Below are 12,844 nucleotides of genomic sequence, written 5' to 3'. Positions count from 1 at the left end.
CAGCGCCAGCTAACGCCTGCCGCGAGGACCCGACACCGTGCCGTTGACCCTTTCCCGCCCCCTCGTCCTGTTCTGTCTGCTGTCGGCCACTGCCGTCGTCCAGGCTGGACAGGGACTGACCCTGCCCCAGGCGCTCGACGCAGCCTTTGCCGACAACCCCGAGCTGGCCGCCGTGCGCCAGGAGCTCGGTATCGCCGATGGCGAGCGGCGCCAGGCCGGTCTGTTGCCCAACCCTGAGTTGTCCTGGGAGCGCGAAGACACTCGCCGCGACACCAGCACCACCACGGTCATGCTCAGTCAGCCGCTGGAGCTGGGCGGCAAGCGCGGTGCGCGGGTCGAGGTGGCCAAGGCCGGGCAGGACATCGCCCGGCTCGAGCTGGAGCGCCAGGGCAATGGCCTGCGTGCCGATGTCACCCAGGCGTTTCATGCTGCGTTGCGGGCGCAGACGGCTGTGGAACTGGCTGAACAGTCCAGGGTGCTGACCGAGCGCGGTGTGCGCGTCGCGCAGGCGCGGGTTGCAGCCGGGCAGTCGTCGCCGGTCGAGGCCACCCGCGCCGAGGTGCAGTTGGCCCAGGCCCAGGCCCAACTGCGCCGCGCCGAAGCGGATCGGGTGGTGGCCTGGCAGGCCCTGGCGCGCCTGACCGGCAGCGCCCAGGTTTCGTTCGGCCAGCTGGATGGCAGTACGCTGTCGCCGGGCCCTGCGCCGCAGGCCGATGCCTTGCTGGCCAAGGTCGAGCAGACCGCCGAATGGCGCCTGGCGGCGGCGCAGATCGAACGCGGTGACGCCGCGCTGGGTTCGGAAAAGGCCCAGCGCATTCCCAACCTGACTGTCAGCCTGGGCAGTCAGTACAGCCGCGAGGACCGCGAGCGGGTCAACGTGGTCGGGTTGTCCATGCCCCTGCCGTTGTTCGACCGCAACCAGGGCAACGTGCTGGCGGCTGCGCGCCGCGCCGACCAGGCCCGTGACCTGCGCAACGCGGTCGAGCTGCGCTTGCGCAGCGACACCCGCAGCGCGCTGAGCCAGTGGGCCATGGCCATGGCCGAGGTCGAGGCCTACGACCGCACCATCCTGCCCTCGGCACGCCAGGCGGTCGACACCGCCACGCGCGGCTTCGAGCGCGGCAAATTCGCCTTTCTCGATGTGCTCGACGCCCAGCGCACGCTGATCGACGCCCGTGGCCAGTACCTCGACGCCCTGGCTTCGGCGATCGACGCCCGGGCGCAGGTCGAGCGGATCTATGGCCAGCTGGATGCCGGGCGCTGAGCCGCGAATCGAGCGTTTCACTTTCTTCATTTGCAGCAGGAGCCCCCATGAACACCACCCGCAAGTTCGCCCTCCTTGCCACCCTGATCGCCGTGATCGGCGTCGGCGGGTTGGCCTGGACCGGCAACCTCGCCCCCGGCAAGGCCAGCGAGGCCGGCCACGACGAGCATGGCAACGATGCGCATGGCAATGACGGCCATGACCACGGCAGTGAAAAAGCAGGTGCAGGCGAGCAAAGCCATGACGAGGAGGGCCAGTTGCACCTTTCAGCTGCGCAGATCGAGGCTGCCGGTGTCCAGCTGGTCACCGCCGGTCCGCGCGCCCTGGGCAGCTCGATCAGCTTCCCCGGCGAGATCCGTTTCGACGAAGACCGCACCGCGCACGTGGTGCCCCGGGTTCCCGGGGTGGTCGAGTCGGTGCAGGCCGACCTCGGCCAGCCGGTCAAGCGTGGCCAGGTGCTGGCCGTCATCGCCAGCCAGCAGATTTCCGAGCTGCGCAGCGAGCAGCAGGCGGCCCGGCGCCGGGTCGAGCTGGCGCGCCTGACCTTCGAGCGCGAGCAGCAACTGTGGCGGGAGCGCATCAGCGCCGAGCAGGACTACCTGCAGGCCCGGCAGGTATTGCAGGAGGCCGAGATCGCCCTGGCCAACGCCGGGCAGAAAGTCGCGGCCGTGGCCCCGGCCGGGGCTGGCAACCGCTATGAACTGCGGGCGCCGTTCGATGCCGTGGTGGTGGAAAAACACCTCACCGTGGGCGAGGTGGTCAGCGAGACCAGCAATGCCTTCACCCTGTCGGACCTCAACCGGGTCTGGGCCACTTTCGCCGTGACCCCACGCGACCTCGACAAGGTCACCAGCGGTCGCGCGGTGACCGTCAGCTCGCCGGACCTCGATGCGCAGGTCGAGGGCACCGTCAACTACGTCGGCAACCTGTTGGGCGAGCAGAACCGTGCCGCCACCGCCCGCGCCACCCTGGCCAACCCCAACGGTGCATGGCGACCGGGGCTGTTCGTCAACATCGCGGTCACCGTCGAGCGTACCGAGGCGGCGGTGGTGGTGCCGCAGATCGCCGTGCAGACCCTCGAGGAACGCAGTGTGGTGTTCGCCCGCACCGACGAAGGCTTCCAGGCGCTGCCGGTCAGCCTGGGCCGCCGTGATGGCGGCTTCGTCGAAATCAGCGAAGGCCTGGCCAGTGGCACTCAGGTGGCGGCGGCCGGCAGCTTCGTCCTCAAGTCCGAGCTGGGCAAAGGCTCGGCCGAGCACAGCCACTGATCCGGGAATCCGTCATGTTCGAACGCCTCATCCAATTCGCCATCGAGCAGCGCCTGGTGGTGATGCTCGCCGTGGTGCTGATGGCCGCCGTGGGCATCCACAGCTACCAGAAACTGCCGATCGACGCCGTGCCCGACATCACCAACGTGCAGGTACAGATCAACACTGCGGCCCCCGGCTATTCGCCGCTGGAGACCGAGCAGCGCATCACCTACGCCATCGAAACCGCCATGGCCGGCCTGCCCGGGCTCAAGCAGACCCGCTCGCTGTCGCGTTCGGGGTTGTCGCAGGTGACGGTGATCTTCGACGACGCCACCGACATCTTCTTTGCCCGGCAACTGGTCAACGAGCGCCTGCAGGTGGCCCGCGAGCAGTTGCCCGAAGGCATCGAGGCGGCGATGGGGCCGATCTCGACCGGCCTCGGGGAAATCTTCCTGTGGACGGTCGAGGCCCGCGACGGTGCGCTCAAGGAAGACGGTACACCCTATACCGCCACCGACCTGCGGGTGATCCAGGACTGGATCATCAAGCCGCAGCTGCGCAACGTGCCCGGTGTGGCCGAGGTCAACAGCATCGGTGGCCACGCCAAGCAATACCTGATCGCGCCTGATCCCAAGCGCCTGGCGGCCTACAAGCTGACCCTCGATGACCTGATCGCTGCCCTGCAAGGCAACAACGCCAACGTCGGTGCCGGAGCCATCGAGCGCAACGGCGAACAGCTGCTGGTACGTGCGCCGGGCCAGGTGGCGTCGGTCGAGGACATCGCCAACATCGTGATTTCCAGCGCCGATGGTGCGCCGATCCGCGTCAGCCACGTGGCCCAGGTCGGGCTGGGCGAGGAGCTGCGGTCCGGCGCCGCCACCGAAAACGGTCGTGAGGTGGTGCTGGGTACCGTGTTCATGCTGATCGGCGAGAACAGCCGCACGGTGTCCCAGGCGGTGGCGGCGAAGCTTGCCGAGATCAACCGCAGCCTGCCCAGGGGCGTGGAGGCGGTAACGGTGTACGACCGCACCAACCTGGTGGAGAAGGCCATCGCCACGGTGAAGAAGAACCTGATCGAGGGCGCGATCCTGGTGGTGGCCGTGTTGTTCCTGTTCCTGGGCAACATCCGCGCTGCGCTGATCACGGCGATGGTCATCCCGCTGTCGATGCTGTTCACCTTCACCGGGATGTTCGCCAACAAGGTCAGCGCCAACCTGATGAGCCTGGGGGCGCTGGACTTCGGCATCATCGTCGACGGTGCGGTGGTGATCGTCGAGAACGCGATCCGCCGCCTGGCCCATGCCCAGCACAGGCACGGACGCATGCTGACCCGCGCCGAGCGCTTCCACGAAGTGTTTGCCGCCGCCCGCGAAGCACGCCGGCCGCTGATCTACGGGCAACTGATCATCATGGTGGTGTACCTGCCGATCTTTGCCCTGACGGGGGTCGAGGGCAAGATGTTCCACCCCATGGCCTTCACCGTGGTCATGGCCCTGCTGGGCGCGATGATCCTCTCGGTGACCTTCGTGCCGGCGGCCATCGCGCTGTTCGTGACCGGCAAGGTCAAGGAGGAGGAAGGGGTGATCATGCGCACGGCTCGCCAGCGTTATGCCCCGGTGCTCGCCTGGGTGTTGCGCCGGCACAGGCTGGCGTTCGCCCTGGCGGCCGGCCTGGTGCTGCTTTCGGGGGTGGTGGCCAGCCGCATGGGCAGCGAGTTCATTCCCAGCCTCAGCGAGGGCGATTTCGCCTTGCAGTCGTTGCGGGTGCCGGGTACCAGCCTGAGCCAGTCGGTGGACATGCAGCAGCGCCTGGAGCGGGCAATCATCACCCAGGTGCCGGAGGTCGAGCGGGTCTTTGCCCGTACCGGCACCGCCGAGATCGCCTCGGACCCGATGCCGCCGAACATTTCCGACGCCTATGTGATGCTCAAGCCGCGCGAGCAGTGGCGCGACCCGGGCAAGCCGCGCGAGGCGCTGATCGCCGAGGTGCAACAGGCCGCCGCCAGCGTGCCGGGCAGCAACCACGAGCTGTCGCAACCTATCCAGCTGCGCTTCAACGAGCTGATCTCCGGTGTGCGCAGTGATGTGGCGGTGAAGGTGTTCGGCGACGACATGGACGTGCTCAACGCCACGGCGGCGAAGATTGCCGCAGCCTTGCAGCAGGTGCCGGGGGCTTCGGAGGTCAAGGTCGAGCAGACCACCGGGCTGCCGGTGCTGACCATCGACATCGATCGCGACAAGGCCGCACGCCATGGTTTGAACGTCGCCCAAGTGCAGGATGCGGTGGCCATTGCCGTGGGTGGCCGCAAGGCCGGCACGCTGTACGAGGGGGACCGGCGATTCGACATGGTGGTACGCCTGTCCGAAGCGCTGCGCACCGATGTGGACGGGTTGGCGAACCTGCTGATTCCGGTGCCGGCCAGTGCCGGCACGACGCAGATCGGTTTCATCCCGTTGTCGCAGGTGGCGAGCCTGAACCTGCAGTTGGGGCCGAACCAGGTCAGTCGCGAAGATGGCAAGCGCGTGGTGGTGGTCAGCGCCAACGTGCGCGGACGCGACCTGGGCTCGTTCGTCGAGCAGGCCGGGCAGACCTTGATCGAGCAGGTGCCGATCCCGCCAGGATACTGGACGCGCTGGGGTGGTCAGTTCGAGCAGTTGCAGTCGGCGGCCGAGCGTCTGCGGGTGGTGGTGCCGGTCTCCTTGCTGCTGGTCATGGCCCTGCTGCTGATGATGTTCAACAACCTGCGCGACGGCTTGCTGGTGTTCACCGGCATCCCCTTCGCCCTGACCGGTGGGGTGCTGGCGCTGTGGTTGCGCGACATTCCCCTGTCGATCTCGGCCGGGGTCGGCTTCATCGCGCTGTCGGGCGTGGCGGTGCTCAACGGCCTGGTGATGATCGCCTTCATCCGTAGCCTGCGCGAGGAAGGGCGGTCGCTGCGTATGGCGGTCGAGGAGGGGGCGTTGACGCGCCTGCGGCCGGTGTTGATGACCGCACTGGTGGCGTCGCTGGGGTTCATCCCCATGGCCCTGGCTACCGGCACGGGGGCCGAGGTGCAGCGGCCGCTGGCGACGGTGGTGATCGGCGGGATCCTGTCGTCGACGGCGCTGACCCTGCTGGTGCTGCCGGCGCTGTACCGCTGGGCCTACCGCCGCGAGGAGGATTGAACGAGGCCGCCCAGCGGCCTCTTGAAAGGGGCGTCAGGCCGAAGCCGGCTGGCTCCCCAGGTTTTCCTCGTGCAGGGAAATCCGTGAGGTTTCCGGCAGCGCCAGGCCGCCAACCAGCGCCACCAGGGCGATCACCACCAGGTAGAACGCGGGCGCCAGGCTGCTGCCGGTCTGGCCGATCAGCCAGGTCGCCACCAGCGGGGCGGTCCCGCCGAACAGGGTATAGGCCACGTTGTAGGTGATCGCCGAGGCGGTATAGCGGGTGCGGGTCGGGAAGCTTTCCGAGAGCAGCGCTGCGGTCACCACACCACTGGACAGTGCGCCCACCGCCAGCAGGATCACCCCCAGCAATGCCCCCGACATCGAACCGGAACTGGCCAGCCAGTAGGCCGGGAATACGCAGACCATCACCCAGAGGCAGGTGAAGCCGATGGTCCGGCGGCGTCCGACCTTGTCGGAGAAGGCACCTGCCAGGGGGCAGCCGGCGGCGGCGAACAGCAGCGCCACGGTGGTCACCAGCAGCGACTGGGCTCGGCTGAGGTTGCCCACCAGTTGCAGGTAGGTGGCGAAGTAGGTGGTGAACATGTAGAACGACAGCGCAGTCAGCGAAATGAACGCGCCCAGGTTGCGGATCGCCCGACCGTGATTGCGCAGCGTGTCCTTGAGAGGAGAGTGCTCGTGCTGGCGTCCCTCGGCCATGGCCTCGCGAAACGCCGGGGTTTCCTCCATGCGCCAGCGCAAATAAAGTCCGACCAGGCCCAGCGGGGCAGCGATCAGGAACGGCACGCGCCAGCCCCAGCTGTTCATGGCCTCGGGCGTCAGGCTGGCTTCCAGGGCATAGGCGATCACCGCCGCACAGGCGAACGCGGAAAAGGTCGAGACCGGCACGAAACTGCCGTAGAAGGCGCGTTTGTCGCGCGGTGCATGCTCCATCAGGTAGGCGCAGGCGCCGGCGTATTCGCCGCCGGCCGAAAAGCCCTGCAGGCAGCGCGCCAAGGTCAGCAGGACCGGGGCGGCGATACCGATGCTGGCGTAGGTCGGCAGCAGGCCGATCAGCGTGGTGGAGCCGGCCATCAGCAGGATGGTCAGCGACAGGATGCGCTTGCGCCCCAGGCGGTCGCCCAGTGCACCGAAGACGATCCCGCCCAGCGGGCGCAGGGCGAAGGCCACGGCGAACACGGCGAAGGTCTTGAGCAGCGCGACACTGGCGTCCTGGCTGGCAAAGAACTGGCTGGCGATCAGCGTGGCGAGAAAGCCATACACGGCGAAGTCGAACCACTCGACGAAATTGCCGATGGCCGATGCGGCGATCACCCGACGCAGGGTGGCGGGGGATACCTCAGGGGATACAGACATGCGCATGCTCTCCGGTTGTCATAGGCAGCCTGGCGGGGTATGGACCCGGTCATGCCGGGTCGTCTGGTTGTCAGGGCCAGTAGAGCGGAGGGCGTGATGCCGTGCATCCTTGAGGGCGACACCGGAATATCTGTTTCGACCGCAGCTACCGCTCGGGTCAGCCGCTGAACACCACGCCGGTGCGCGACGCTGCATTGCGGATGTGCTCCTGCATCGCCCGTTGCGCCCCGGCCTGCGACCTGCGTTCCAGGGCCTTGAGGATCTTGCGGTGTTCCTGCCAGGTTTCCATGGCCCGCTCCGGGCGGATGAACGGCAGTTTCTGGCTCTCGAGGAAGATGTCCTGGCCGGTGGTGATCACTTGCAGCATCGCCCGGTTGCCGCAGGCCTGGAGCAGCAACTGGTGGAACTCGAAGTCCAGCCGGGCGGCGCTTTCGAAGCGGCCCTCGCGCAATTCGACGCGCATCGCCTCGACATTGGCCTGGAGCCGGTCGATGTGGTCGGTGGTCAAGGCCAGTGCCGCCTGCCCGGCAGCGAAGCCCTCCAGCGCGTAGCGCAACTGGAAGGTATCGGCGGCCGACACCTGCTCGGCATAAGGCCAGGCGAAACCGCTGGGCGCCGGGCTTTGCACGAACACACCCTTGCCCGGCTGAACGCTGACCAACCCCAGGGCGCTGAGCGACGACAGCGCCTCGCGCAGCGACGCGCGACTGACACCGAGCCGCTCGGCCAGGTCACGTTGCGAGGGCAGCGCATCACCCGGCTGGTAGCCGCCTTCGTCGATGAGCTTGCGGATGGCCTGCAGGGCCAGTTCCGGGACGGCGCGGGGGAGGGTGTCGAGCATGCTGTTCAGACCAGTCGGAAGGCGATGACGCTGACGTTTTACGGTGAAGCAGCCGCGCTGGCAAGCCTTGCGCCAAGCTGGCGCAGGTGCCGCAGGCACTGCACGAAAGCGGGGCGTGCAGCAGCGACGTGCAATCGCGCGTGGGTTGACTGTTCAGACCAGTAAGACCGTGCAGCCATGGGCCTCGAGCGCTCTTGCAGCGACGTGCGCGGCACACTGGCATGGCCCCTGCAAAGGTCTGCCCAGTTCCTTCACACGAATGCCTGCGAGGCCTTGCAATGACGACGTTCCGCTCCCTGCTTCTGGCGACCCTGTTCTGTGGCTCCAGCCTGGCCCTGCCGTTGGCCCAGGCCGATGCGCTGGCCGATATCAGCGCCCGTGGCGTACTCAAGGTCGCCGTGCCCCAGGATTTCCCGCCCTTCGGTTCGGTCGGCCCGGACATGAAACCCCGTGGCCTGGACATCGACACCGCACAGCTGCTGGCCGACAAGCTCGGCGTCAAGCTGGCCCTGACCCCGGTCAACAGCACCAACCGTATTCCGTTCCTCACCACCGGCAAGGTCGACCTGGTGATTTCGAGCCTGGGCAAGAACCCCGAGCGTGAGGCAGTGCTCGATTTCTCCAGGCCCTATGCCCCCTTCTATCTGGCCGTGTTCGGCCCGGCCGAGGCGCAAATCGACGATATCGCTGCGGTGGCCGGCAAGACCATCAGCGTCACCCGGGGCTCGATCGAGGACATGGCCCTCACCGCCGTGGCGCCCAAGGATGCGGTGATCAAGCGCTTCGAGGACAACAACTCGACCATCGCCGCCTACCTGTCCGGCCAGGTCCAGCTGATTGCCAGTGGCAGCGTGGTGATGTCGGCCATTGCCGAGAAGAACCCGGCCAAGGTGCCAGTGGTCAAGGTCAAGCTCAAGGATTCACCGGTGTACGTAGGGGTGGCCAAGAACGAGGCGGCGCTGCTGGAGAAGGTCAACACCACGCTGGCGGCGGCCAAGGCCGATGGCAGCCTGAACCGCAACGCCGAGAAATGGCTCAAGCAACCGCTGCCGGCCGACCTCTGAGCCGCCGCTGGAATCCCTGTTCATGGCTTATCAATTCGACTTCGCCCCGGTGCTCGCCCAGGGTGACCTGTTGCTCAAGGGCGCCTGGTTCACCCTGCAACTTACCGCGGTCGGCACGCTGCTTGGCCTTGCCATCGGTGTAGTCGGTGCTGCGGTACGGGCCTGGCGCCTGCGCCCCTTCGACCTGCTGTTCGGCTTGTACGTGGAGTTGATCCGCAATACGCCGTTCATCGTCCAGCTGTTCTTCATCTTCTTCGGCCTGCCCGCGCTGGGCGTGCGCCTGAGCGAGTGGCAGGCGGCGGTGCTGGCGATGGTGGTCAACCTCGGCGCCTACTCAACCGAGATCATCCGCGCCGGTATCCAGGCGATTCCCAAGGGCCAGCTCGAGGCGGCGGCCGCGCTGGCCATGACCCGCTTCGAGGCGTTCCGGCATGTGGTCCTGCGTCCAGCACTGGCCAAGGTCTGGCCGGCACTGACCAGCCAGATCGTCATCGTCATGCTCGGTTCGGCGGTCTGTTCGCAGATCGCCACCGAGGAGCTGTCGTTCGCCGCCAACTTCATCCAGTCACGCAACTTTCGCGCCTTCGAGACCTACCTGCTGACCACGCTCCTGTACCTGCTGATGGCGATCGTCGTGCGCCAGTTGCTGGCCTGGATCGGGCAGCGCCTGCTGATGGGGAAACGCTGAATGGACTTCACCTTCTGGGACATCGTGCGCAACCTGCTGACCGGCCTGCAGTGGACGCTGGCCTTGTCGCTGGTGGCCTTCGCCTGCGGTGGTCTGGCCGGATTGCTGGTGCTGGTCGGGCGTATTTCCGAACGCAACGTGCCCCGGCGACTGGCACGCGCCTACATCGAGCTGTTTCAGGGCACGCCGTTGCTGATGCAGCTGTTCATGGTGTTCTTCGGCATCGCGCTGCTGGGGGTCGATGTCTCGGCCTGGATGGCGGCGGCCATTGCCCTGACCCTGTTCACCAGCGCGTTCCTGGCCGAGATCTGGCGCGGTTGCGTGGAGTCGATTCCACGGGGGCAATGGGAGGCGTCCGGCAGCCTGGCCCTGAGCCGGCTGGAGCAACTGCGTCACGTCATCCTGCCCCAGGCGATGCGCATTGCCATCGCCCCGACCGTGGGCTTTTCGGTGCAGGTGGTCAAGGGCACCGCCGTGACCTCGATCATCGGCTTCACCGAGCTGACCAAGACCGGCGGCATGATCGCCAACGCCACCTTCGAGCCCTTCATGGTCTACGGCCTGGTGGCGCTGGGCTATTTCATCCTCTGCTATCCGCTCTCGCTGAGCGCCCGTTATCTGGAAAGGAGGCTGCATGCCCCTGCTTAGAGTGTCCGCGCTGCACAAGTACTACGGCGACAACCATGTGCTCAAGGGGGTCGACCTGAGTATCGAAGAGGGCGAGGTGGTCGCCATCATCGGCCGCAGCGGCTCGGGCAAGAGCACTTTCCTGCGGACCTTGAATGGCCTGGAGTCGATCAGCGACGGGGTGATCGAGGTGGACGGTGAATACCTGGACGCCAGCCGCGCCGACCTGCGTTCGCTGCGCCAGAAGGTCGGCATGGTGTTCCAGCAGTTCAACCTGTTTCCACACCTCACCGTGGGTGAGAACGTGATGTTGGCGCCGCAGGTGGTGAAAAAGGCCAGCAAGGCCGAGGCGCGGGAGGTGGCCGCGCAGATGCTGGCACGTGTAGGGCTGGCGGAGAAGTTCGACGCCTACCCGGATCGTCTCTCCGGCGGCCAGCAGCAGCGGGTGGCGATCGCCCGCGCCCTGGCGATGTCGCCCAAGGTGCTGCTGTGCGACGAGATCACCTCGGCGCTGGACCCGGAGCTGGTCAATGAAGTGCTGGGGGTGGTGCGGCAGTTGGCCAGCGAGGGCATGACCCTGATCATGGTCACCCACGAGATGCGCTTCGCCCGCGAGGTCGGCGACAAACTGGTGTTCATGCACCAGGGCAAGGTGCACGAAGTGGGCGATCCAGGTGCGCTGTTCGCTGCCCCGCGCACGGCGGAGCTGGCGAACTTCATCGGCATGACGGCTTCGTCATGAACCTGCAGGAGGGTCAGGAATCTGATCCTGAATGCGGTATGTGAATACGTTTGCAGGAGCAGCGTTCAAATCGACGCGGATCACCGGCCTCCACAGTTGCTTGGTAGTCATCAGGTCCCGTTGCATGCCCTTGGCCTGGTTGAGCGCGTCAGGTGTAGGATCGTTGCTCTGATAGAAGAACGCTTCCAAGGGCAGCAGTTCAGGGATGTTCTGCGGCCAGGTGGCGACCATCAATTCGTTATGGTGCCGGTGCTGTTGGGTGTTGAGCATGGCCTTGCGGGATTCGCTGGCCAGGGTGAATGCGGCGATGTCCACGCCCAGACTGCACTGATACACGTTGCGCGTGTTGAAATACTTCTTCTTATCCGCCTCGCTTTCCTTCTCGTGCTCGAAATGGGCTTTCAACTTGTTCAGGTCGTCGATGTTCTGATCGACACATTTTCGGCTGGCGGCAGGGTATGTTTCGTTGGCACCGCAGCCCTGCGAGTTTCGATTCCAGCTTGCGCCGTCGGTTGGGTACATGCATAGCGGCGTGATGTTATAGATGTTCGGCTCGGAAACGCTGTCCAGCTCCCTGAAGATCAGCCCTTGGTAAAGCGTATTCCAGGCCAGCACCTTGATCCCCAGATCCTTTCTGAGGTAAGAGAACGATACACCGCGGGACTTCACCGATTTGTCGCTGGGGTTCCATGCGTGGAACGTCGTGGCGTAGGTGGTGGTGCGCAGGATCACGCCGTTACAGTACAAGCTTGCCTTGTTGCCACAATTCGTGGCCGTGTTGTTGTAGCGCAGTGTCAACGCGCTTGCGGTTGCCTCCCCTTGTTGGGTTTTGGTCAGCTCTGTAAAAATCTTGTTGTCGGTCGCAGCAAGGTTCAGGCCGACGATGGGTAGCAGGCGGGAGGTGCCGTTGTAGAAGGCTTTTCGCAGTTGTAGTGCCGAGCCGAACGCGTCGTCTTCGGCGACGTTGTAGAAAAATGCTTCGATCGGTAATTCTCTGGGGCGGGTATCGTCCCATGTGGGGATCAACAGTTCGTTGCCGTATGACTTGGCCTTGTCTTCGTTATCTTTGCGTGCTTGCAGGCTGATCATCAGTTGCACGGGAGCTTCGGCATTCAGTGCGCATTGCTTGCTGCGATCCGAGTTATTGCTTTCAAAATGATCTTTCCATGCCGACGCTGTACTGGTGACTTCGGCCTGGCATTGCGTACTCTGAGTTTCTGTCGGGCCGCAACCCTTGAGCGTGCGTCCGGCGTTTTGCGTACCGGCCATGAATGGGTAGATGCAGCGCGGCGTCTGGGTGGCATATCCTTTTGCGCGAGCGCTGACGTTGTCCATGAAAATGAACCCGCTGAACAGATCTTGGCTCTTGCTGTTTCCATCTGCCCGCAGCCAGGAGAAGGTCACCGATTCGAGCTTTCTGGCAGCAGGGCTGTGGGTCCAGAAATCGAAGCCAGTATTGAAGCGAGAACGGCGCAGGACGATACCGCTGCACTCCAGCGCCGAGGTACCGCCATCGCAGCTTTGCACGCTGCTTTTGTAGCGTGAGTTGAGCCGCTCTATCAGCGACATCTGGCCGGCGGCATCCATTGCTGACTGGTCAAGAATGCCCGCGGGTGCGACCTCGATGATACCTTCCGCCCCTTGTTCCATGTTTGAGGCGCCGGCGACGGTCAGTGGGCTGACCAGCAGTCCTGACAGCAGCCATAGGTAAGGGAGAGGCCCTTGGTTATCTGGCATGTCTCAACGCTCCGGCAGGGGTATTCCTGCGGACTCTATGACTGCAATCCCGACGTCAACAACTGGCAGATTTGTCAGTTGCGCCGTGATCGCGAAGGAGCCTTCGGTGCA

At 65.5% G+C, this 12,844-nt stretch carries 10 protein-coding genes; 7 read left to right on the top strand and 3 right to left on the bottom strand.

Annotated features, from left to right (window positions below):
* Positions 1-67 precede the first annotated feature (67 nt).
* The 3 genes from AC1TXO_RS15235 to AC1TXO_RS15225 are packed head-to-tail and all read left to right on the top strand — an operon-like array spanning position 68 to position 5,678.
* Positions 68-1,264 (top strand): TolC family protein, encoded by a 1,197-nt coding sequence (locus AC1TXO_RS15235; RefSeq protein ID WP_486406847.1) that lies wholly within the window; start codon positions 68-70, stop codon positions 1,262-1,264.
* A 47-nt stretch (positions 1,265-1,311) separates the two neighbouring features.
* Positions 1,312-2,532, top strand: coding sequence for an efflux RND transporter periplasmic adaptor subunit (locus AC1TXO_RS15230; RefSeq protein ID WP_486402518.1), 1,221 nt, complete (start codon positions 1,312-1,314; stop codon positions 2,530-2,532).
* A gap of 14 nt (positions 2,533-2,546) precedes the next feature.
* On the top strand, positions 2,547-5,678 hold the full coding sequence (locus AC1TXO_RS15225; RefSeq protein ID WP_486402517.1) for an efflux RND transporter permease subunit: 3,132 nt from the start codon (positions 2,547-2,549) through the stop codon (positions 5,676-5,678).
* A 33-nt stretch (positions 5,679-5,711) separates the two neighbouring features.
* Here the strand turns inward: AC1TXO_RS15225 and AC1TXO_RS15220 are convergent, their stop codons facing one another.
* Positions 5,712-7,034 (bottom strand): MFS transporter, encoded by a 1,323-nt coding sequence (locus tag AC1TXO_RS15220; protein WP_486402516.1) that lies wholly within the window; start codon positions 7,032-7,034, stop codon positions 5,712-5,714.
* 157 nt (positions 7,035-7,191) lie between these two features.
* On the bottom strand, positions 7,192-7,875 hold the full coding sequence (locus tag AC1TXO_RS15215) for a FadR/GntR family transcriptional regulator (protein WP_486402515.1): 684 nt from the start codon (positions 7,873-7,875) through the stop codon (positions 7,192-7,194).
* Positions 7,876-8,153: 278 nt separating this feature from the next.
* Here AC1TXO_RS15215 and AC1TXO_RS15210 point away from each other — a divergent pair, with 278 nt between their 5' ends.
* Genes AC1TXO_RS15210 through AC1TXO_RS15195 form a run of 4 tightly spaced genes read left to right on the top strand, consistent with a single transcriptional unit; the run spans position 8,154 to position 10,996 of the window.
* Positions 8,154-8,939: a transporter substrate-binding domain-containing protein gene (locus AC1TXO_RS15210; protein ID WP_486402514.1), complete on the top strand. Its 786-nt coding sequence runs from the start codon at positions 8,154-8,156 to the stop codon at positions 8,937-8,939.
* A gap of 22 nt (positions 8,940-8,961) precedes the next feature.
* Positions 8,962-9,627 carry an amino acid ABC transporter permease gene (locus AC1TXO_RS15205; protein ID WP_486402513.1) on the top strand — a complete coding sequence of 222 codons (666 nt, stop codon included), beginning with the start codon at positions 8,962-8,964 and terminating at the stop codon, positions 9,625-9,627.
* Complete coding sequence (locus AC1TXO_RS15200) at positions 9,628-10,275, top strand: amino acid ABC transporter permease (protein WP_486402512.1); 648 nt, start codon at positions 9,628-9,630, stop codon at positions 10,273-10,275. It abuts the gene before it with no gap.
* Positions 10,262-10,996, top strand: a complete 735-nt coding sequence (locus AC1TXO_RS15195; protein WP_486402511.1) for an amino acid ABC transporter ATP-binding protein — start codon at positions 10,262-10,264, stop codon at positions 10,994-10,996. The genes AC1TXO_RS15200 and AC1TXO_RS15195 overlap by 14 nt, the downstream gene beginning before the upstream one ends.
* On the opposite strand, the gene AC1TXO_RS15190 is transcribed toward AC1TXO_RS15195, so the two are convergent.
* Entirely contained in the window at positions 10,991-12,733 is a 1,743-nt protein-coding gene (locus AC1TXO_RS15190) for a hypothetical protein (protein WP_486402510.1), read from the bottom strand. The genes AC1TXO_RS15195 and AC1TXO_RS15190 overlap by 6 nt on opposite strands.
* Between the last annotated feature and the right edge of the window lie 111 nt (positions 12,734-12,844).

The sequence above is a fragment of the Pseudomonas sp. FA117 genome (genome assembly GCF_057370475.1).
The sequence above is the reverse complement of the archived record's forward strand: the minus strand, read 5'-3'. Positions and strand labels throughout refer to the sequence as shown.

Coding starts and splice junctions, on each gene's coding strand:
- AC1TXO_RS15230 (WP_486402518.1), top strand. CDS start 1,312: ATGAACACCACCCGCAAGTTCGCCCTCCTTGCCACCCTGATCGCCGTG.
- AC1TXO_RS15225 (WP_486402517.1), top strand. CDS start 2,547: ATGTTCGAACGCCTCATCCAATTCGCCATCGAGCAGCGCCTGGTGGTG.
- AC1TXO_RS15220 (WP_486402516.1), bottom strand. CDS start 7,034: ATGTCTGTATCCCCTGAGGTATCCCCCGCCACCCTGCGTCGGGTGATC.
- AC1TXO_RS15215 (WP_486402515.1), bottom strand. CDS start 7,875: ATGCTCGACACCCTCCCCCGCGCCGTCCCGGAACTGGCCCTGCAGGCC.
- AC1TXO_RS15210 (WP_486402514.1), top strand. CDS start 8,154: ATGACGACGTTCCGCTCCCTGCTTCTGGCGACCCTGTTCTGTGGCTCC.
- AC1TXO_RS15205 (WP_486402513.1), top strand. CDS start 8,962: ATGGCTTATCAATTCGACTTCGCCCCGGTGCTCGCCCAGGGTGACCTG.
- AC1TXO_RS15200 (WP_486402512.1), top strand. CDS start 9,628: ATGGACTTCACCTTCTGGGACATCGTGCGCAACCTGCTGACCGGCCTG.
- AC1TXO_RS15195 (WP_486402511.1), top strand. CDS start 10,262: ATGCCCCTGCTTAGAGTGTCCGCGCTGCACAAGTACTACGGCGACAAC.
- AC1TXO_RS15190 (WP_486402510.1), bottom strand. CDS start 12,733: ATGCCAGATAACCAAGGGCCTCTCCCTTACCTATGGCTGCTGTCAGGA.